This is a genomic window from Variovorax guangxiensis (assembly GCF_003952165.1).
Lineage (GTDB): Bacteria > Pseudomonadota > Gammaproteobacteria > Burkholderiales > Burkholderiaceae_C > Variovorax > Variovorax guangxiensis.
This window is the reverse complement of the sequence record NZ_RXFT01000011.1, coordinates 53247-73982: the sequence shown is the minus strand read 5'-3', so window position 1 is coordinate 73982 and position 20736 is coordinate 53247. Positions and strand designations below refer to the sequence as shown.

At 67.1% G+C, this 20736-nt stretch carries 20 protein-coding genes; 10 read left to right on the top strand and 10 right to left on the bottom strand.

The annotated features are described in order from the left end of the window. Positions 1 to 25: 25 nt before the first annotated feature. Positions 26 to 523: a MerR family transcriptional regulator gene (locus EJP67_RS23485; RefSeq protein WP_126024132.1), complete on the top strand. Its 498-nt coding sequence runs from the start codon at positions 26 to 28 to the stop codon at positions 521 to 523. After that, complete coding sequence (locus EJP67_RS23480) at positions 441 to 893, top strand: carboxymuconolactone decarboxylase family protein (protein WP_126024131.1); 453 nt, start codon at positions 441 to 443, stop codon at positions 891 to 893. The genes EJP67_RS23485 and EJP67_RS23480 overlap by 83 nt, the downstream gene beginning before the upstream one ends. Positions 894 to 999: 106 nt before the next feature. Here the strand turns inward: EJP67_RS23480 and ettA are convergent, their stop codons facing one another. Continuing rightward, positions 1000 to 2661, bottom strand: a complete 1662-nt coding sequence (gene ettA, locus EJP67_RS23475; RefSeq protein ID WP_126024130.1) for an energy-dependent translational throttle protein EttA — start codon at positions 2659 to 2661, stop codon at positions 1000 to 1002. 300 nt (positions 2662 to 2961) lie between these two features. Here ettA and EJP67_RS23470 point away from each other — a divergent pair, with 300 nt between their 5' ends. Beyond that, a complete protein-coding gene (locus EJP67_RS23470; RefSeq protein ID WP_126024129.1) occupies positions 2962 to 4740 on the top strand; it encodes a DEAD/DEAH box helicase in 1779 nt (592 codons plus the stop codon). Between the two features lie 143 nt (positions 4741 to 4883). Next, on the top strand, positions 4884 to 5921 hold the full coding sequence (locus EJP67_RS23465) for an endonuclease/exonuclease/phosphatase family protein (RefSeq protein ID WP_126024128.1): 1038 nt from the start codon (positions 4884 to 4886) through the stop codon (positions 5919 to 5921). 12 nt (positions 5922 to 5933) lie between these two features. On the opposite strand, the gene EJP67_RS23460 is transcribed toward EJP67_RS23465, so the two are convergent. From EJP67_RS23460 to EJP67_RS23440, 5 genes are all read right to left on the bottom strand, one after another. Further along, positions 5934 to 7004, bottom strand: a complete 1071-nt coding sequence (locus EJP67_RS23460; protein ID WP_126024127.1) for an ABC transporter ATP-binding protein — start codon at positions 7002 to 7004, stop codon at positions 5934 to 5936. 25 nt (positions 7005 to 7029) lie between these two features. Further along, a complete protein-coding gene (locus EJP67_RS23455) occupies positions 7030 to 7881 on the bottom strand; it encodes a carbohydrate ABC transporter permease (protein ID WP_126024126.1) in 852 nt (283 codons plus the stop codon). Beyond that, positions 7878 to 8762 carry a carbohydrate ABC transporter permease gene (locus EJP67_RS23450; protein WP_126024125.1) on the bottom strand — a complete coding sequence of 295 codons (885 nt, stop codon included), beginning with the start codon at positions 8760 to 8762 and terminating at the stop codon, positions 7878 to 7880. The genes EJP67_RS23455 and EJP67_RS23450 overlap by 4 nt, the downstream gene beginning before the upstream one ends. A gap of 49 nt (positions 8763 to 8811) precedes the next feature. Beyond that, on the bottom strand, positions 8812 to 10194 hold the full coding sequence (locus tag EJP67_RS23445; protein WP_126024124.1) for an ABC transporter substrate-binding protein: 1383 nt from the start codon (positions 10192 to 10194) through the stop codon (positions 8812 to 8814). 104 nt (positions 10195 to 10298) lie between these two features. After that, positions 10299 to 11042 (bottom strand): FadR/GntR family transcriptional regulator, encoded by a 744-nt coding sequence (locus tag EJP67_RS23440; RefSeq protein ID WP_126024123.1) that lies wholly within the window; start codon positions 11040 to 11042, stop codon positions 10299 to 10301. A 149-nt stretch (positions 11043 to 11191) separates the two neighbouring features. Here EJP67_RS23440 and EJP67_RS23435 point away from each other — a divergent pair, with 149 nt between their 5' ends. The 5 genes from EJP67_RS23435 to EJP67_RS23415 all read left to right on the top strand — a co-directional run bounded on the left by EJP67_RS23435 (position 11192) and on the right by EJP67_RS23415 (position 15751). Then, complete coding sequence (locus EJP67_RS23435; protein ID WP_126024122.1) at positions 11192 to 12928, top strand: IlvD/Edd family dehydratase; 1737 nt, start codon at positions 11192 to 11194, stop codon at positions 12926 to 12928. Then, positions 12929 to 13837, top strand: coding sequence for a 2-dehydro-3-deoxygalactonokinase (locus tag EJP67_RS23430; protein ID WP_126024121.1), 909 nt, complete (start codon positions 12929 to 12931; stop codon positions 13835 to 13837). Then, positions 13834 to 14481, top strand: coding sequence for a 2-dehydro-3-deoxy-6-phosphogalactonate aldolase (locus EJP67_RS23425; RefSeq protein WP_126024120.1), 648 nt, complete (start codon positions 13834 to 13836; stop codon positions 14479 to 14481). The genes EJP67_RS23430 and EJP67_RS23425 overlap by 4 nt, the downstream gene beginning before the upstream one ends. Positions 14482 to 14510: 29 nt before the next feature. Continuing rightward, entirely contained in the window at positions 14511 to 15248 is a 738-nt protein-coding gene (locus EJP67_RS23420; RefSeq protein WP_126024119.1) for an aldolase, read from the top strand. A 194-nt stretch (positions 15249 to 15442) separates the two neighbouring features. Next, complete coding sequence (locus tag EJP67_RS23415) at positions 15443 to 15751, top strand: hypothetical protein (protein WP_126024118.1); 309 nt, start codon at positions 15443 to 15445, stop codon at positions 15749 to 15751. A gap of 42 nt (positions 15752 to 15793) precedes the next feature. Here EJP67_RS23415 and EJP67_RS23410 read toward each other — a convergent pair whose 3' ends face one another. The 4 genes from EJP67_RS23410 to EJP67_RS23395 form a co-directional block, all read right to left on the bottom strand. After that, entirely contained in the window at positions 15794 to 16510 is a 717-nt protein-coding gene (locus EJP67_RS23410) for an SDR family oxidoreductase (RefSeq protein WP_126024117.1), read from the bottom strand. A 43-nt stretch (positions 16511 to 16553) separates the two neighbouring features. Next, a complete protein-coding gene (locus tag EJP67_RS23405; RefSeq protein ID WP_126024116.1) occupies positions 16554 to 17975 on the bottom strand; it encodes an MATE family efflux transporter in 1422 nt (473 codons plus the stop codon). A gap of 19 nt (positions 17976 to 17994) precedes the next feature. Further along, positions 17995 to 19308, bottom strand: coding sequence for an MFS transporter (locus EJP67_RS23400; protein ID WP_126024115.1), 1314 nt, complete (start codon positions 19306 to 19308; stop codon positions 17995 to 17997). Positions 19309 to 19420: 112 nt separating this feature from the next. Next, positions 19421 to 19876, bottom strand: a complete 456-nt coding sequence (locus EJP67_RS23395; protein WP_126024114.1) for a MarR family winged helix-turn-helix transcriptional regulator — start codon at positions 19874 to 19876, stop codon at positions 19421 to 19423. Positions 19877 to 19951: 75 nt separating this feature from the next. Between EJP67_RS23395 and EJP67_RS23390 the strand changes: the two genes are divergently transcribed. Further along, complete coding sequence (locus tag EJP67_RS23390; RefSeq protein WP_126024113.1) at positions 19952 to 20500, top strand: PaaI family thioesterase; 549 nt, start codon at positions 19952 to 19954, stop codon at positions 20498 to 20500. The last annotated feature ends 236 nt before the right edge of the window (positions 20501 to 20736 follow it).

Here is a 20736-nt window from a genome sequence, read left to right as displayed (position 1 = left end):
CGCTCCAATTTCGAGAATCGACGCCATGGAAACCAGCCTGACCATCGCGGAAGTCGCTGAACGAACCGGCCTCACGGCCTACACGCTGCGGTATTACGAGCGCATCGGGCTCATCGCGGCGGTGCCCCGTGCACCGGGCGGTCAGCGGCGCTATGCGAGCGCCGACATGGACTTGCTGGATTTCCTGTTGCGCCTGCGCGAGACCGGCATGTCCATCCAGGGCATGCAGGCCTTCGTCAGGCTTCGAAGCCAGGGGGACGCCAGCGTCGGCGAACGGCGCGAGATGCTCGAACGGCATCTCGCCGAGGTTCAGGCCAAGGTGGCGGCGCTGCAGCAATCCATGCAGGCGCTGTCGCTCAAGATCGACCACTACCGCGAGGTCGAGAACACGCAGAAGCGTCCTCCCAAGTCGGGCAAAGCCCGGAAAGGAAAGACGAGCGATGACGAACACACAGAACCAGGGCCAAAACGACAACCTGCGCTACACGCGTGGCCTGGCCAAGCTCCAGGAGATCGACGGTGAAGGCGGCGTCAAGGTCGTCGAGAGCCTGGCCGGCATCGCGCCGGACTTCGGCCGCCTGCTGATCGAGTTCCCATTCGGCGACATCTACTCGCGCCCCGGTCTCGACCTGCGCTCCCGCGAGATCGCGACGGTGGCCGCGCTCGCCGCCATGGGCAATGCCACACCGCAGCTGAAGGTGCACGTCCAGGCCGCGCTGAACGTCGGCGTGACGCGCGACGAGGTGGTCGAGATCATGATGCAGATGGCGGTGTACGCGGGCTTTCCGGCGGCGCTCAACGGCCTCTTCGCGGCGCGCGACGTGTTCGCGGCGGAGGATGAAAAAAGCGCGCGGCCCCTTGCGGAACCGCGCGCTCTTGCCGAAGCGATCTGAGCCCATTCGAGGAACACCGCGGAACCGGCTTTGCCGGGCCGCAGGTGTTGCCCCCGGAAGGGGGTTGGCGTAGCGACACGAAGTGCGCGCAGCCTGGGGGCGAGCCTTATTTCAGGGCTTTGTAGCGCATGCGCTTGGGCTTGGCGCCCTCTTCGCCCAGGCGCTTCTTCTTGTCGGCTTCGTACTCCTGGTAGTTGCCATCGAAGAAGGTCCACTGGCTGTCGCCTTCGGCCGCGAGGATGTGCGTGGCGATGCGGTCGAGGAACCAGCGGTCGTGGCTGATCACCATGACCGTGCCGGCGAACTCGAGCAGCGCGTCTTCCAGGGCGCGCAGGGTTTCCACGTCGAGGTCGTTCGACGGTTCGTCCAGCAGCAGCACGTTGCCGCCCGCGATCAGCGTCTTGGCCAGGTGCAGGCGGCCGCGTTCACCGCCCGACAGCGTGCCGACCTTCTTCTGCTGGTCGGCGCCGTTGAAGTTGAAGCGGCCCGCGTAGGCGCGGCTGGCCATCTGGAACTTGCCGACGTTGATGATGTCGAGGCCGCCCGAGATGTCTTCCCACACGGTCTTCTGGTCGGCCAGAGCGTCGCGCGCCTGGTCGACGAAGGCCATCTTCACGGTCTGGCCGATGGTGACCTCGCCCGAATCCGGCTTCTCCTTGCCCGCCAGCAGCTTGAACAGCGTCGACTTGCCGGCGCCGTTCGGGCCGATGATGCCGACGATGGCGCCGGCCGGCACGTTGAAGCTCAGGTTGTCGATCAGCATGCGGTCGCCGAAGGACTTGCTGACGTTCTTGAACTCGAACACCTGGCTGCCCAGGCGGTCGGCCACGGGAATGAAGATTTCCTGCGTTTCGTTGCGCTTCTGGTATTCGACGTCGCTCAGCTCCTCGAAGCGGGCCAGGCGCGATTTGCTCTTGGCCTGGCGTGCCTTCGGGTTCTGGCGCGACCACTCGAGTTCCTTCTTCAGGGCCTTGGCATGGGCTTCCTCGCTCTTTTGCTCCTGTGCCAGGCGCTCGCCCTTCTGCTCGAGCCAGGTGCTGTAGTTGCCCTTCCATGGAATGCCGCGGCCGCGGTCCAGTTCGAGGATCCACTCGGCGGCGTTGTCGAGGAAGTAGCGGTCGTGGGTGATGGCCACCACGGTGCCGGGGAAGCGCTGCAGGAACACTTCGAGCCACTCGACCGATTCGGCGTCCAGGTGGTTGGTCGGTTCGTCGAGCAGCAGCATGTCGGGCTTGCTCAGCAGCAGGCGGCACAGCGCCACGCGGCGCTTCTCGCCGCCCGAGAGCACGCCGATCTTGGCGTCCCAGGCCGGCAGGCGCAGCGCGTCGGCGGCGATCTCGAGCTGGTGCTCGGAGTCGGTGCCGGCGGTGGCGATGATGGCTTCGAGCTCGGCCTGCTCGGCCGCAAGCGCGTCGAAGTCGGCGTCTTCGGCTGCGTACAGCTCGTAGACCTCTTCCAGGCGCTTCTTGGCGGCGTTGACGGCGCCCATCGATTCCTCGACCGATTCGCGCACCGTGTGCTCGGGGTTGAGCTTGGGCTCCTGCTCCAGGTACCCGATGGTCAGGCCGGGCATGGGCAGCGCCTCGCCCTCGATTTCCTTGTCGACGCCCGCCATGATCTTGAGCAGCGTGGACTTGCCCGAGCCGTTCAGGCCGAGCACGCCGATCTTGGCGCCGGGGAAGAAGGACAGCGAAATGTCTTTCAAGATCTGCCGTTTGGGCGGCACGGTCTTGCTGACACGGTTCATCGAATAGACGTATTGAGCCATGTGTGGTTTTGTTACCTTGGGTAGCGGGATTCGAGGGAATGCGCGGCCGCCGGAATGCAGCCATTCGGGCGCGGCAAACCACCGATTATCGACTCATGCGACAATAGTCCCCGTTGCCGGGTCCAGTTGCCCGCAACACCGGCTCTCTGCCGGGGACGAAGAAAGGTCCATTTCACCCTTTTGCGAGGGCGGACTTTCCGGCTCCCACCCCTGACCCTCATCTGCCTTGACTGGCTCGGCGTCAACAAGACGCCAAGCGGGCCGATGCCACTGCGCCGTGTATGGCGCTTATTGTTTTCAATGACTTTTGACGAACTGAAGCTGGCTCCCGCCATCTTGAAGGCTGTGCACGAGCACGGTTACGACACCCCCACCCCCATCCAGGCGCAAGCCATCCCCGCCGTCCTCGAGGGCCACGACCTGCTCGGCGGCGCCCAGACCGGCACCGGCAAGACTGCCGCCTTCACGCTGCCGATGCTGCACAAGCTCACCATGAGCCGCAGCGCCACCAACAAGTTCGGCGGCACCGGCATCCGCGCCCTGGTGCTGACACCCACCCGCGAACTCGCCGCGCAGGTCGAGGAATCTGTGCGCACCTACGGCAAGTACCTGCAGCTGAGCTCCACCGTGATCTTCGGCGGCGTCGGCATGAACCCGCAGATCAGCAAGCTCAAGAGCGGCGTCGACATCCTCGTGGCCACCCCCGGCCGCCTGCTCGACCTGCAGCAGCAGGGCATGCTCGACCTGGGCCAGGTCCAGATGCTGATCCTCGACGAAGCCGACCGCATGCTCGACATGGGCTTCATCCACGACGTGAAGAAGGTTCTGGCGCTGGTGCCCAAGGAAAAGCAGAGCCTGCTGTTCTCGGCCACCTTCAGCGACGAGATCCGCGACCTGGCCGCCACCCTGCTGCGCAACCCGCAGAGCATCCAGGTCACGCCGCGCAACACCACGGTGCAGCGCATCACCCAGGTGATCCACCCCGTGGGCCGCGGCAAGAAGAAGGCGCTGCTCGCGCACATCATCAACGAGAACAAGTGGAGCCAGGTGCTGGTCTTCACGCGCACCAAGTTCGGCGCCAACAGCGTGGCCGAATTCCTCACCAAGAACGGCATCGAGGCGATGGCGCTGCACGGCAACAAGAGCCAGAGCGCCCGCACCCAGGCTCTGGCCGGCTTCAAGAGCGGCGAGCTGCGCGCGCTGGTGGCCACCGACATCGCCGCGCGAGGCATCGACATCGACGAGCTGCCGCACGTCGTGAACTACGAGATCCCCAACGTCAGCGAAGACTACGTGCACCGCATCGGCCGCACGGGCCGCGCCGGCTCCAGCGGCGAGGCCGTGAGCTTCGTGTGCCTGGACGAGGAAGGCTTCATGCAGGAGATCGAGCGTTTCACCAAGCAGACGATTCCCGTGCAGGTCATCGAGGGCTTCGGCCCCGAGGAAGGAGAGCGCGCCGAGCCCATCGCCATGGGCCGCCAGACCATCTGGGGCGGCGCCGGCCGTCCGCCGAGCCGCGAAGTCATGCAGGCGGCCGCCAAGGCTGCGCGCACCGAGATGCTGCAGCGCATCCGCGAGAACAAGGCTGGCCAGGGCGGCGGCAACGGCGGTGGCGGTGGCCAGCGCCGTGGCGGCGGCCAGGGTGGCAACGGCCAGGGCCGCAATGCCAATGGCGGCGGCCAGGGTCAAGGACAAGGACAAGGCCAAGGCCAAGGCCCGCGCGGCCAGGGTGCGCGTCCGCAACAGCAGCCGCGCAACCCGCAGGGCCCGGCACGCGCTCCGCAGCATCACCATCACGCTCCGCACGAGGAGCGCCAGCCGCGCCATCACGGCAACAGCCACAGCCCGACGCAGGCCAACCAGGTCGCGCACCTGCGCGCCGAATCGGTCGGAGGCGGCGCCGGCCAGCCCGATCCGCTGCGCACCAGCGTCGACCACATGGGCGGCCGCGGTCGCGGCGGCCGCTCGGGCGGCGGTGGCTACGGTGGCGGCGGTGGTGGCCGTCGCTCGGGTGGCGGTGGCGGCTACGGCGGTGGCAACCGCTCCGGCGGCGGCGGTGGCCGTTCGTTCGGCCGCTGAGATCCGCCGGTAGCGCCAGCCTGCTACCGCCAGGAATCGGAAAAGGGCATCCGGCACACCGCCGGGTGCCCTTTTTTCATGGGGTTTTCCTGCGCCGCGGCACAGGGCGGGCGGACGACGACTCAAGACACAATCGTCACGCCATGCAATACATCCCGCCCAACTACGCCACCCTCTTCGTAGCCACCTGCAACCTCCTCAACCTCGCGGCGCCCAACCGCGTGTATTACGAGAACCAGGACGCCTACACCGAGCGCGAGTACGAGCGGAAGATCGATTGGACCGGTGAGCGTTTCCATGCGCTCAATGCCGACGTGCTGGCGGTGCAGGAGGTGTGGGACGAATCGGCGCTGAAGGCCTGCATCGCGCGCAGCGGCCTGCGCTACGACTTCATCTCGGTGCCCGGCGCGGAGAACACGCCGCCGCCCGGCAGCCCCGAGGGTACGCCCGCGCGACCGGGCGCGCAGGGCACGCCGCGCGTGGGCATCGCGACGCGGCTGAAGGTGGACGAGGTCCGCTCCTTCGTCGACTTTCCGCCCGGCTTCGGCGTCGATGTGCCTGGGCTCGGTCCGCACACGCGCTTCGAGCGGCCTCCCCTGCTCGCCACGGTGCGCATGAAGCACGGCCAGCAGGTGCACGTACTTACGGTGCACCTGAAGTCCAAGCGCCCCAAGTTCCTGCAGGACGCGCAGGGCAACCCGCTGGAAGACCGCGACGACCGCAAGGTGGGCGTGATGGCTTCGCTGCGCTCGCTGCTGATGCGCGGCGCCGAGGCCGCCGCCCTGCGCTGCATCGTGATCGACCTGCTGCAGGGCACCAACGTGCCGCTGGTGGTGATGGGCGACTTCAACGACAACCCGCACAGCGTGACCACGCAGCTGGTAGCGGCCACTTCGGAGGTGGCCTACGACAAGGGCGCGCGCGACGTGGCGCTCTTCAACGCCTACGAGATGCAGGGCGAGTCGGCACTCAAGAAGGACGTGGCCTATTCGCACATCCACCAGGGCTACCCGGACGTGCTCGACCAGATCTTCGTGAGCGAGGAATTCGTCGCCACCAGCCGGCACAGCCTGGGCGACGTGCGGCGCGTCGACTACTTCAACGACCACCTGCACGAAGGGCGCGACCGCTCGCGCTCGGACCACGGCTTCGTGCGCGCCCTGCTGCGGCTGCGCACGTAGCCACGATCGGGCTCAGCCCATGCGGCGGCCGGTTTGCCGATCGAACAGGTGCACGTTCTCCGACTCGATGGCGAGCCGCACGATGTCGTCGGGCCCGGCATCGACCCGGCCGTGCACTGCGAGCACCAGCCTGGCCTCGCCGACCTGCACCAGCAGTTCGGTCTCGGCGCCGGTAGGCTCCACGACGACGACCCTGGCTTCCACGCCGTGCGAGCCGCCGCCCAGCGTCATGTCGCCGGGGCGGATGCCGTAGTGCACCGGCTGGCCGTCGGGCACCGCGGTCGCGGCCGGAACCGGCCAGCGCGCACCCTGCGACTCGACCCAGCATTCCCCGCCCGAGCGCCGCACCGTGCCCTCGATGACGTTCATCGACGGCGAACCGATGAACTGCGCGACGAAGAGGTTGTCGGGACGGTCGTACAGCTCCAGCGGCGTGCCGATCTGCTCGATGATGCCGTCGTGCATCACGACGATGCGGTCGGCCATGGTCATGGCCTCGATCTGGTCGTGCGTCACGTAGACGGTGGTGGTCTTCAGCCTCTGGTGCAGCGCCTTGATCTCGGCGCGCATCGCCACGCGCAGCTTGGCGTCGAGGTTCGACAGCGGCTCGTCGAAGAGAAACACCTTCGGGTCGCGCACGATGGCGCGGCCCATGGCCACGCGCTGGCGCTGGCCGCCCGAGAGTTCGCGCGGATAGCGGCCCAGCAGCGCGTCGAGGTTGAGGATCTTCGCGGCCTTGGCCACGCGCTCGTCGGTCACCGACTTGTCGGCGTTGCGCAGCCGCAGGCTGAAGCCCATGTTCTCGCCGACCGTCATGTGCGGATAGAGCGCGTAGCTCTGGAACACCATCGCGATGTCGCGGTCCTTGGACTCGAGGTCGTTGACCACGCGGCCGTCGATGACGATCTCGCCGCCGCTGATGTCCTCCAGGCCCGCGAGCATGCGCAGCAGCGTCGACTTGCCGCAGCCCGAGGGGCCGACCAGCACGACGAACTCGCCGTCGGTGATGTCGAAGCCCAGGCCCTTGATGATCTGGACCTTGCCGAAGGATTTCTGGATATTGCGAAAGGATACGGATGCCATTTTTTCGTTTCCTGCGTGGGCTTTTTCAGCTCTTGACTGCGCCGGCGGTTATTCCGCCGACCATGTAGCGCTTGAATGCGTAATAGATCGCCGCCGGGGGCAGCGCGTAGATCAGGCCGGTGGCCATCAGCAGCTCCCACGGCGAATCGTCGGCCGAGAGGAAGTTGCCCAGCGCCACGGCCAGCGTCACGCTCTTGTCGTTGGACAGCAGCAGGAAGGCGTAGAGGTACTCGTTCCAGGCCAGCAGCAGCGAATACGTGCCCACGGCCACCAGCGAAGGCACCATCAGCGGCAGGTACACGAGGCGGAACAGCTGCAGCGGCGAGGCGCCGTCCATGCGCGCGGCCTCGTCGAGCTCGTAGGGCAGCTTGTCGGAGGCCTGCTTCAGCACCCAGATGCAGTACGGCGAAGCGATGGTCACCATCGCGAGGATCAGCGCCCACTGGCTGTTGAGCAGGCCGTAGTTGCCCATGGTCTTGTACATGGGCACCGCGAGGAAGGCCGCCGGGATGAAGTAGGTGAACAGCGCCATGTTCATCACCGTGCGCCCGCCGCGCACGCGCAGCCGGCTGATGGCGAACGCCGCCGTGGTCGCCACGAAGAGCGTGAGCGCGCCCACCGACAGCGCGATCAGCAGCGAGTTCCACAGCTGCAGCCAGAAGTGGTCGAGGTAGAAGTGCTTCTGCTGGAACACGATGCGGAAGTTGTCCAGCGTCGGACTCTTGGGCCACAAGTGGCCCGATGTCGCGGAGTCCTTCGACGAGATCGCGAACAGCACCATGTGGTAGACCGGGATCAGGGTCCACAGCAGCACGGGGATGCCGATGAGCAGCAGCCGGGCCTCGGTGAGCACGGCTCTTGGTGTCCAGCGCTTCATTTCGAGAGCCTCTTCATCATGAAGTAAACCAGCGGCAGAACGAGCGGCATCGCCACCACGATGGAAGCCATCGACAGGTCGACCTGGTCGAGGCGCAGGTAGCGGATGCCCAGCGTGGCGAGCACGTGCGTGAGGTCGGCGGGGCCGCCGCCGGTCAGCAGGTAGACGCTGTTGAAGTCGCCCAGCGTCCAGATCATCGAGAGGATGAGCGAGGTGATGTAGAGCGTCTTCAACGCCGGCCAGCTCACGAAGCGGAACTTCTGCCACGACGAGGCGCCGTCGACGGAAGCAGCCTCGTACTGCTCGGTGGGAATGGCCAGGCGGCCCGCCACGAGGATGAGCGTCCAGAACGGCAGCGACTTCCAGATGTGCACGATCATCGCGAAGGCCAGCGCCAGCGAGGGATCGTTGAGCCAGTTGGGGCCGTCGGCGCCGGTCAGGCGGAAGATGGTGCTGTTGATCACGCCCCACTCCGGGTTCAGCATGAAGCGGATCGACAGGATCGTGGGAATGGAGGGCATCGCCCACGGGAGGATGAAGATCGCCGAGACGATCTTGATCCACCAGCGCGATGTCACGAAGAAGCCCGAGAGCACGAGTGCCACAAGCATCTTGAGGTTGATCGCCACGACCAGGAAGATGGCCGTGTTGATCACGGAGCGGAAGAAGATCGGGTCTTCGACCAGCTTCACGTAGCTTTGCGGATGGCGGGCGAGCCAGAGGCCGTAGCCCACCGGGTACAGCACGAACACCACGAACACCAGCAGGTAGGGCACGACCATGACCGCGCCCCAGAACTGCCAGCGCGCATGCCGCGCTCCGGGATTGACGACAGGCGCCGAAGTACTCGGCGCGGCGGCGGAGGCAGTTGCGCTGCTCATGGCGTGCTGCTGATGGTGAACGTGCAGACGGGTACCGTGCGTGCGCGGCTTACTGACCCGCCACCGTCTTGATGCGGGCGATCATCTCGTCCACCGCCTTGTCCACCGGCACCTTGTCGGTGACGATGCGGCTCATGGCCTTGGCCCAGACGTTCTCGTTGTTCAGCACGGTGAACTTGTAGTTCTTCGTGAATTCGAAGGTCACGGTGCCGGCGGCGTACTGGTTGTAGACCGAGAGGCGGTGCGGGTCTGCCTTCCAGAAGTCACGCTGCTGCGCGGCCTTGGTCACCGGGAACCAGCGGCCCAGCGAGCCTTCGACGTACGGCGTCAGGTTCTCTTCCTGCATCAGGAACGAGACGAACTCCTTGGCGCGGGCCTTGTTCTTCGCGTCCTTGAACACCACGCCGGTCTTCACGGCCGTGCGGTAGACCATCTTGCTGCCGTCGGGCTTGTTCGGGAAGCCGGCCGTGCGGATACGCTCGGTGTAGTTCTTGCGCGCCTCTTCACGCTGCTCGGGCGTGAGCGATGCGTTGTTCGAGTCGTCGAGCCACTTGGCGGCGATGGAGATGGTCGCGTTGTGCGTCATCACGGTCGTCTTGTTGTGGAACGCGACGTTGTTGTCCGGGTCCTTCCAGCTGGTGGAAGAAGGCGGCGTGCAGCCCTTGACGTAAGGCGTGGTGTAGTCGGTCATGGCGCCGATGAGGCCGGTGCGCACCTTCGGGTCGTCGACCAGCAGCTTGCCGTTGTCGTCCACCAGCTTGACGTTGTAGGCGTCCATGAAGGTCAGGAACGAATAGAACGCGTCGCTCGAGTCCACGCCCATCGGCATGCCGATGCCGAAGTTGCGCTTGCCGCTCTTCTGGCGGCTGGCTGGCTGCACTTTCTCGCACCAGAACGACCAGTAGTCCTTCCAGCCGGTGGGAATGTCGGACTCCTTGAACCCGGCTTCGGCCAGCATGTCGAGCCAGTACTCGATGTGCATGGTCTGCTGCTTGATCGGGAAGGCGTAGTACGCCTTGCTCTTGGTCTGGTCGTTGTAGAGGTAGGTGGTCTCCAGCGTGTTCGGCGCGAAGCGGTCCTTCATGGGCGTGAGCACGCTGCTGATGTCCTCGAGCTTGCCGTCGTAGGCCCACTTGCCCGTGACCTGGAAGTCGTAGACGTCGGCGTAAGCCACGTCAGGTGGGCTGCCCGAGTCGAGCGCGGACACGGTCTTGGGGATCATGTCCTGGATCGGGTACTGCGAGAGTTCGATCTTGACGTTCTTGTTCTTCTCTTCGAACTTCTTGATGGCGGCGAACAGTGCGTCGTCCTCCGCCTTGTAGAAGCCCTTGACCCACCAGACGGTGAGTTTTTCCTGCGCGGCGACGTGGCCTGCCGACAGCAGGCCCATCGCGACCAGCGTCGGCGCGATCAGCGACTTGACGAATTTCATGGACGTTGTCTCCTTCTCTTCTGGGGTGGAATCTGCTCGGCGCGCGAGCGTGGGGGTGAAAGAACCGGAAGTGGACCGTGAGCGCAGCCAGTGCGCCTGGCTGGCTAACTGGCCCTGAGCCTGGGTGGCGGCCTGCTCAGCCGCGGCAGCCGGCGGCGCGAGCCGAGCACGTCCTCGATGTCCTGGCGGGCGCCGTCGATGAGCCGGAGGATCGCGCGTTCCGCGACGTCGGGGTCGTGCGCGATCACCGCGTCGAGCACAGCACGGTGCAGCGGCAGCGAGAGCGTGGGGCCGTCGGGTTTGGTGGTCGATATCTCGAAGCTGGTGCGCAGCAATGCGTTGAGCACCTTGCTCATCTGCGCAATCATCCTGTTGCGCGCGGCCCCCAGCAGGCCGTTGTGAAAGCGCAGGTCGAACGTGACGTAGTCGCCGCCGTTCTCCACGGCTTCCTTCATGCCGGCGTAGGCACGCTCGATCTCGTCGATGTCTTCCGCGGTGGCCCTCTCCGCGGCCAGCCGCACCGCCGCCGGCTCCACCGCGCGGCGCAGGTCCTGCAGGTCGCGCAGGAACTCGGGCGTGAGGCCGGCGCGCGCCTGCCAGGTGATGACGTCGGGGTCGAACCAGTTCCACTTGTCCTTGGGCAGCACGCGCGTGCCGACCTTCGGGCCGGTCACGATCAGGCCCTTGGCCACCAGCGACTTGATGGCCTCCCGCACCACGGTACGGCTCACGCCCAGCTCCTCGCCGAGCACGGGCTCGGACGGGATGGATGCACCGATCGCATAGCGGCCCGACACCACGGCTTCACCGAGGAGTTCGAGCGTGCGACCGTGGATGTTCTTGATCATGCGTGATGTGAAAACTGGTATCCCGTCGCTCGAAAACACTAAGGGTCCGGCGCGTTGTTCGCGCTTATCATATGATGATTGAAACGCTCTATCGGCAGGACAAACCCTGAGGATCGGGCGCAGGTTTCGACAACAAAGAGAGACATCCAATGAGCACCGCCCCCAGGAAGAAACCAGAAGAACTCCGCAGCCAGCAATGGTTCGGCCGGCACGATCGCGACGGCTTCATCTACCGAAGCTGGATGAAGGGCAAGGGCGTTCCGCACGACCAGTTCGACGGCCGCCCGGTCATCGGCATCTGCAACACCTTCAGCGAACTCACGCCCTGCAACTCGCACTTCCGCACGCTCGCGGAGCAGGTGAAGATCGGCGTGTACGAAGCCGGCGGCTTCCCGCTCGAATTCCCGGTGATGTCGCTCGGCGAGACGCTGCTGCGTCCCACCGCGATGCTGTATCGCAACCTCGCGAGCATGGACGTGGAGGAAAGCATCCGCGGCAACCCGCTCGACGGCGTGGTGCTGCTCATGGGCTGCGACAAGACCACCCCCGCGCTCATGATGGGCGCGGCCAGCGTCGACCTGCCGACCATCGGCGTGTCGGGCGGCCCGATGCTCTCGGGCAAGTGGCGCGGGCAGGAGCTCGGCTCGGGCACCGGCGTGTGGCAGATGAGCGAGCAGGTGCGCGCCGGCACGCTCAAGCTGCAGGAATTCTTCGAGGCCGAGAGCTGCATGCACCGCAGCCACGGCCACTGCATGACGATGGGCACCGCGAGCACCATGGCGAGCATGGTCGAGTCGCTCGGCATCGGCCTGCCGGGCAACGCCGCCTACCCTGCTGTGGACGGCCGCCGCAACGTGCTGGCGCGGCAGGCGGGCCGGCGCATCGTCGGCATGGTGCATGAAGACATGAACATGTCGAAGATCCTCACGCGCCAGGCCATCGAGAACGCGATCAAGGTCAACGCGGCCATCGGCGGCTCGACCAACTTCGTGATCCACCTGCTGGCCATCGCGGGACGCATGGGCGTCGAACTCACGCTGGAAGATTTCGACCGCCTCGCCTCCGAGCTGCCCTGCCTGGTGAACCTGCAGCCCTCGGGCCAGTTCCTCATGGAAGACTTCTGCTATGCGGGCGGCCTGCCGGTGGTCATCAAGGAGATCGCCGAGCACCTGCACAAGGACGTGATCACCGCCACCGGCCAGAGCCTGTGGGAGAACGTGAAGGACGCCGAGAATTTCAACCCGCAGGTCATCCGCCCCCTGGCCGAGCCCTTCAAGGACAAGGCCGGCATCTGCGTGCTGCGCGGCAACCTCGCGCCCAACGGCGCCATCATCAAGCCCAGTGCGGCCACGCCGGAGCTGCTGGTGCACAAGGGCCGCGCGGTGGTGTTCGAGAGCGCCGACGACCTGCACAGGCGCATCGACGACGAAAACCTCGACATCGACGAGAACTGCATCATGGTGCTCAAGAACTGCGGGCCCAAGGGTTACCCCGGCATGGCCGAGGCAGGCAACATGCCGCTGCCGCCGAAGGTGCTGCGCAAGGGCATCACCGACATGGTCCGCATCAGCGACGCGCGCATGAGCGGCACGGCTTACGGCACCGTGGTGCTGCACACTGCGCCCGAGGCGGCAGCGGGCGGCCCTCTGGCGCTGGTGCAGGACGGCGACATCGTCGAGCTCGACGTGCCCAACCGCAGGCTGCACCTGCACGTGAGCGACGAAGAGCTCGCGAAGCGCCGCGAGAAATGGGTCGCGCCCAAGGCGCCGCTCGAATCCGGTTACTGGAAGTTGTATGTCGATACGGTGCTGCAGGCCGACCAGGGAGCAGACCTGGCCTTCCTGCGCGGTCGCCGCGGTGCCTTCGTGCCGCGCGACAATCACTAGATGACAAGACTGGTTGCAATCGACTGGGGCACGAGTTCACTGCGCGGCGCGCTGCTTGACGCCAGCGGCAAGGTGCTTGAAGAGCGCAGCGATGCGCGCGGCATTCTCACGGTGCCCGAAGGCGGCTTTCCGGCCGTCTTCGACAAGCTCTTCGGCGACTGGATGCGCCTCGAAGGCGCGCGCTGCCTGATCTCCGGCATGGCCGGCAGCAAGCAGGGCTGGGTGGAGGCACCCTACTGCGCCTGCCCCGCCGGCCGCGTCGAAGTGGGCCGCAAGATCATCGACATCGACGCCGTTGCGGGCGCGCGCATCGCGATCGTGCCGGGCCTGAGCGACGAGCACGCCGGCGTGCCCGACGTGATGCGCGGCGAGGAAGTGCAGATCTTCGGCGCGATGGAGCTCACCGGCCTGAGCGAAGGCGTCTTCGTGCTGCCCGGCACGCACAACAAGTGGGCATCGGTGAAGAAGGGCCGCGTCGCTGGCTTCCGCACCTACATGACGGGCGAGTTCTATGCGCTGCTGAGCCAGCACTCGATCCTCGCGCGCACGCTCGATGCATCGGCGCCGCTCGACGAGGCGGCCTTCCTCGAAGGCGTGACCCGCTCCGAGAACGGACACGGCCTGCTGCACAACGCCTTCGGCACGCGCACCCTCGCGCTGTTCGAGCGCATGCCGAAGGAGGAGCTGTCGAGCTACCTCTCGGGCCTGCTGATCGGCGAGGAGCTGCGCACGCAGGCGCTGCAGGCGTCGGGCGAAGTGATCCTGATCGGCTCGTCCAACCTCACCGAGCGCTACACGCTGGCCCTGCGCGCCACCGGCGTCGCCACGCGCACGCTCGGCGCCGAGGCCACATGGGCCGGACTGCACGCGCTGTCCGGCTTTCTCGATTCCGACAGGACTCCCGCATGACCGCCCCCACTCCCCTCGAAAAATTCGACGCCGCGATGCGCGAGCTGCCGCTGGTGGCCATCCTGCGCGGCCTCACGCCGGCCGAAGCGGCCGACGTCGGTGACGCCATCGTCGAGCCCGGCTTCCGGCTGCTCGAAGTACCGCTGAATTCGCCCCAGCCGCTCGAAAGCATCGCGCTCATGCGCAAGCGCTTTCCCCAGGCGCTGGTCGGCGCCGGCACGGTGCTCGGCGCGCAGCAGGTGCGCGAGGTGCATGCGGCGGGCGGCGAGCTGATCGTCTCGCCCAACTTCAATGCCGAAGTCGTCGTCGAGGCTGTGCGGCTGGGCATGGTGTGCCTGCCCGGCGTGATGACACCGACCGAGGCCTTCGGCGCGCTCGAGGCCGGTGCCACGGGACTCAAGCTGTTCCCGGCCGAACTGGCCTCGCCCGCCGTGGTGAAGGCGTTGCTGGCCGTGCTGCCGGCCGGCACGCCAGTGATGCCCGTGGGCGGCATCTCCCCCACGAACATGGCCGAGTGGCGCGCGGCCGGGGCCGCCGGCTTCGGCATCGGTTCCTCGCTCTACAAGCCGGGCAAGCAGGCCGCGGCGGTGCGCGAGGACGCCCGGAAATTCGTAGCGGCCTGGAAAGGCCTCACGCTCGCCTGACCCCAAGAAGAAACAGGAGACCCCCACCGATGTCCGCCGATGCCCTCTACGCCAGCCCCGCCGTCCGGAAGCTGCGCGAAGACCTCGCCCTCGCCCTGCGCGCCGCCGACCATCACGGACTGTCGGAAGGCGTCTGCAACCACTTCAGCGTGATGCTGCCGGGCACGCAGAACCGCTATCTCATCAACCCCCGCGGCCTGCACTGGAGCGAGATCGGACCCGACGACATCGTGCTCATCGACGTGCACGGCGAGGTGCTGGCGGGCCGCCATCGCGTGGAGCCCACCGCCCTGTTCATCCACGGCGCGGTGCACCGGCTCACCGGGCATGCGGTGGTGCTGCACTGCCACATGCCCTACGCCACGGCGCTCACGATCACGGTCGACCGCGCGCTCGACCCGACCGCGAGCCAGAACGCGATGCGCTACATGAACCGCATCGCCATCGACGCGGAATACAACGGCCTCGCGCTTGACGACGCCGAGGGCGAGCGCATCGCCCGCGCGATGGCCGGCAAGGACGTGGCCTTTCTCGCGAACCACGGCGTGATCGTGGCCGGGGGCACCATCGCCCATGCCTACGACGACCTCTACTACCTGGAGCGCGCCTGCCTGCACCAGGTGATCGCGCAGTCGACCGGACGCCCGCTGGCGCCCGTGGACCCGAAACTGGCCGCCCACGTGGCGGCGCAGATACAGGGCGAGCGCGAGCAGTCCGACCTGTTCTTCGAGGCGCTGCGCCGCCTCCTGCCAGCGCCGCGCGGCTGAACCTTCGGCCGATAGAGCCGATGGCCTACCCGCGGAGGTTTTCCGCGGTGAAAAGTCCATTCACAATTGTGTCTTGCCCGTGCCGCACGTCGTGCGCACGGGTTACAGCTCTTCATCCGATTTCGCTCGAGCCTTACACCAACTTAACAAAGGGCAGCGAGGATGAGGCTTCCAACTCACAACCGGGGGATCAGATGAAAAAGCTCACTTTCGCATTCGGCGCCGCGGCCCTGCTCTCGCTGGCCGCCATCAGCGCACCCGCCCAGGCACAGACTGGCGGCTCGTTCATCCAGGCGCAGGTGTACGTCGTTCCGGCACCGCCGCCGCCGCGCCGCTACTACGCGCCGCCGCCTCCGCCGCGCCACTATTACGGCCCGGGCTACCGCCCTCACCACTACGACCGCCGCTGGGACGATCGCCGCCGCTACGGCCGCCGCGACAACGATGGCGACGGTGTGCCCAACCGCTACGACCGCCGCCCCAACAACCCTTACCGCTACTGATCAGGATGAACGAGACCCGGGCCCCGCGCCCGGGTTTCCCGTTCAGGCTGCCTGGGGCACGCTGGCGTAAGGGGGTGTCGCGCTCGACAGGCCCTGCTTGAGCTGCCGTGAAGTCTCGTCGGCAAGCACCTCGGCCTGGCCTGCTTCGAGGCCGGCCAGCGCCTGGCGCGCCACATCGTCCGGAGATGCCTTGGGCAGGCCCTGGATGTGTGCCGTCATGTCGGTGTCCATGTAGCCCACGTGCAGGCTCGTGACCTGCGTGCCCTGCCCGGCCAGTTCGTTGCGCAGCCCGTTGCTCAGCGACCACGCGGCCGACTTGGTCGCGCTGTAGGTCGCCACGCTCGGGAAGGTGGTCCAGGCCAGCGCCGACAGCACGTTGATCACCCCGCCGCCGCCGTTGGCCGCGAGCACCGGAGCGAAGGCCTGCGTCACCGCCCACAGGCCGAAGAAGTTGGTTTCGAATTCGGCGCGCGCGTTGGCCACCGCATCGGGCGAACCCAGGAAGCTGGAGCCGCGCGAGATGCCCGCGTTGTTGACCAGCACCGTCACGTCGCCGCAGGCACGCACGGCCGCCTCGATCTGCGCGGGCTGCGTCACGTCGAGCGCCACCGGCGTCACGCCGGGCAGGTCGATGCTCCCGGGGTCGCGCGCGGCCCCATAGACTTTGCGCGCACCCGCGGCGAGCGCAGCCTTCGCGAAGGCGAGACCGAGGCCGCGATTGGCGCCGGTGATGAAGACCACGGAGTCCTTGATTTTCATGACGAGTCTTTCGTTGGTTGGTAGATGAATCGATGGCTGGATTTCAGGCTTGGGCCATGCGCCGCAGCAGCCCGCTGGTGGTTCGCGGCCAGCCCACGCGGCCGAACCAGGCGCCTCCCGCGATGGCGGATGCGGTCACGATGCCGTACACCGCCAGCGCCACGCCCTGTGCCGTGAACACGCCGGTGAGCCCGGCGCCCCATTGCAACGCAAGCAGGCCGCCGGCGCCAGCCACTGCCAGGCGCGCGATGTTGCCGAGCATCGGCCACAGCAGCCGGCCCGCGCCCTGCGAGGCGAAGTACAGCACCAGCCCGACGCCGAAGAGGCCGTACATCGGTCCGACCACGCGAAGGTAGTGCGAGCCGGTCTCCAGCATCGCCGGGTCGTTGCCGAACAGCAGCAGCCAAGGGCGCGGGAACAGCGCCGCCGCGAGGCCGATGGTCTCCGTGAGCGTGAAGGCCAGCGCCGCGCCGGCCCAGGTGGCGCGCAATGCCCGCTCGCGCAGCCCGGCCCCCATGCAGGTGCCGACCATCGCCACCAGCGGCGCGCCCAGGCCGAACACCAGCGGCACCAGCAGGTATTCGAGCCGCGATGCCGTGCCGTAGCCAGCCAGCGCGCCCGAGCCGAAATGGCCGGTCAGCGCGGTGGCGATGCCGATGGAAAGATTGGTCGCCACCGTCGACACCGCGCCCACCAGGCCGATGCGCAGGATGTCGCGGAACAGCGGCCAGCGCAGCTTCAGCGCGTCGAGCGTGGGCTTGAGCAGGCTGCGCGGCGAGCGCAGGTAGGCGATGAGCGCGATCGAGCCCAGCAGGTAGTACAGCAGCAGCGCGATCGCACCGCCCGCGATGCCCATGCCCGGCAGCGGCCCGACGCCGAAGATCAAGAGCGGCGACGCCGGAATGAGGAACACCACGCCCACCACCGTCACGTTGGCCGGCACAGACATGTTGCCGGTGCCGCGGATGATGGCGCCGAGCGAGTTGAAGAGCCACACCAGCGTCGCGCCCGCGAAGACCCAGTTGGAATACGTGAGCGCCGCTTCCAGCGCGGCCCCCGTGCCGCCCATCACACCGTAGAGCCAGCGCCCGCCCAAAAGCAGCGCCAGAGTGAAGCAAAGGCCGAAGCCCAGCGCGATGACGACGGCGTGCCACACCAGCGCATTCGCATCGTCGCGGCGGCGCGCGCCGAGCGCACGGGCAATGGACGAGGCGATGCCGCCGCCCATGGCGCCGCTGGAGGTCATCTGCATCAGCATCACGATGGGGAATACCAGCGCCATGCCGGCGAGCGCATCGGTGCCCAGCTTGCCGACGAAGTAGGTCTCGATGAGGCCGACGCAGGCCTGCGCCACCATCACCAGCACATTGGGCGCAGCCAGGCGCAGCAGCGTGGGGACGATGGGAGCCTCGAGCAGGCGGCGCGTGCGCGGATCGAGTTCGGTGGTGCCGTGGGGTGTGGTCATGGCTGGAGCCTTGGCGGGTTCAGGCACGGGCCGCAGCCGGCGTGGCCGGGGAGCCGGACTTCGCAGCCGGGCGGCGGATGGTCATCACGATCAGCGCCGCCACCAGGCAGGCCGCGCCGGCGGTGTAGAGCGCCGGGGTGTAGGTCAGCAGCAGCGTGCGTGCGAAGCCGGCGCCGTACGCAGCCGTGGCGGCTCCCAGCTGGTGCGCGGCGAAAACCCAGCCGAACACCAGGCCGACCTTTGCCGGGCCGAAGGCTGCACCGGCGAGCTTGACGGTCGGCGGCACGGTGGCGATCCAGTCGAGGCCGTAGAACATCGCGAAAATGCCCAGGCCGTAGATGGTGAACTCCGAATGCGGCAGCCAGAAGAGCGACAGCCCGCGCAGGCCGTAGTACCAGAAGAGCAGCTTGCGGTTGTCGTAGCGGTCCGAGAGCCAGCCCGACAGGATCGTGCCGACGAAGTCGAAGGCACCCATCATCGCGAGCACCGATGCTGCCGGCACGGCGCTCATGCCGTAGTCGCCGCACAGCGAGATGAAGTGCGTCTGCACCAGGCCGTTGGTGCTCAGGCCGCAGATGAAGAAGGTGCCGGCCAGCACCCAGAAGGTGCGGTTGGTCGAGACTTCCTTCAGCACGCGGAAGGGCGTTGCGAAGTTCATCGCGGGCGCGGCCACGGCGGGCGCCGCGGGCTGCGTGCCCGGCTTCTCGCCGTAGGGCAGCAGGCCCACGTCGGAGGGCCGGTTGCGCATCAGCAGCAGCGCCAGCAGGCCGATGAGGATGGTGCCGATCACGATCGGCACGATGGCCGAGCGCCAGCCCCAGTGCTCGATCATCCAGGCCGCCAGCGGCAGGAAGGCCAGCTGCCCCGTCGCCGAACTCGCAGTGAGCATGCCCACCACCAGCCCGCGCCGCGCGACGAACCAGCGGTTGGCCACCACTGCGCCGAGCACCAGCGCCGTCATGCCGGTACCCAGGCCCAGCATCAGGCTCCAGAGCACGAAGAGCTGCCAGAGCTGCGAGGCCATGGTGACCAGCGCCATGCCCAGCCCGACGAGCGCGAGGCCGGTGCAGACCACCGCGCGCAGGCCATAGCGCTCCATCAGCACGGCAGCGAACGGCCCCATGAGCCCGAAGAGCGCGAAGCGCAGTGCCAGCGACGAGGAGATCTGCTCGGTGCTCCAGCCGAATTCCTTGCCCAGCGGCTGCAGCATGGCGCCGGGCAGGCCCAGCGCGGCCGACATGGTCAGCATGGTGAGGAAGGTGATGGCGGCGACGATCCAGCCGTAGTGGATGCCGCGGCGCTGCAGCCATGCGGAAACGGAGTTGGCGAACATGGGGCCTCTGCTGTTGGAATTGAATGGGAGGAAAAAAAGGGCGAAACGGGGCCCTCGCGCGCCTGTGCGCACGATTGAGCGAATGGGGTGTGGGTGAAGAAAAGTTGGGGGGTCAGTCGTCGCTGGCGTGCTCTTCCTCGCCGCCCAGCAGTTCCATGGCCTCGTCGATCAGCAGGTGCAGCGCGAGCACGCGCTCCACGCCCAGCAACGCATTCAGCTTCTGCTGCGCGGTCTTCCAGTGCGCCAGCGCTTCGCGCCGCTTGACCTCGCCTTCCTCGGTGAGCTGCACCAGCCGGCTGCGCGCATCGGCACCGGCACCCTGCGCGATCCAGCCCGCGACGATCAGCGGCTGCAGGTTGCGGCTCAGGGTGGAGGCAGTCATCTTGAGCTCGGCCGCCAGGTCGACGGGACGCGAGGGACCGAGCCGCGCGAGGTGCGACAGCAGCGAGTACTGCGTGGTCTTGAGGCCGCTTTGCGAAACCTCGGCGTCGTAGTGCTGCGAGAGGCGTCGCGAAAGCTGTCGCACCTTGAAGCTGGTGCAGCCGCGTGGCTTGGCGGGAGTGTCCATAGGCTATTATTGTATGTGCAACTATTGCATATGCAATCAACACCCCGGCACAAAGCCCCCAGAAGGAACACAGGCATGACACAAGCCACCAGCCAGCTCGACGCATGGATCGCCGAGGAACAGAAGATCACCGGCCGCCTCGAGGCCGGCCCGGGCCCCGGCCTCGCCCGCCCCGACCAGATCGCCGGCAAGACCGGCCTGGAGATCATGCAGGCGATGCTCAACGGCGACATTCCCTACGCCGCCATCGCCAAGACGCTGGACTTCACGATCATCGAGGCACACCTGGGCGTGGCCATCTTCCAGGGCACGCCGCTGCCGCAGCACCTGAACCCGCTGGGCACCATCCACGGCGGCTGGGTCGCGACGATGCTCGATTCGGCCCTGGGCTGCTCGGTCCACACGATGATGCCGCCCGGCCGCGCCTACACCACCGCCGAGCTCGGCGTGAACTACGTGAAGGGCCTCACGCCCAAGGTGCAGCGCGTGCGCGCGGAAGGCAAGGTGATCCACTGCGGCAAACAGCTCGCCACCGCCGAAGCCCGCCTCTACGGCCCCGACGGCACGCTGTACGCGCACGCGACGACCACCTGCCTGGTCTTCGAGGTGCCGCCGGCGCGTTGAAGCAGGTACGCGAAGGATTCGATGCGCGCATCCAGCATATGGTCGATGGGCAGAGTGCAGAAGTCCACGCCGCGTCGCGCATGCCCGGTCAGTGAGCATCCATTCGCTGCGGTTGCCCGGGAGCAAGTGCCTGACCACGATCTCCCGTTTGAAGACACCCCTCTCCAAGCTGGAGGTTAGACGGAACTCGTCCAGTTCCAACGGAAATCAAGCCGTCGGCGGCAGGCTCCTATCAC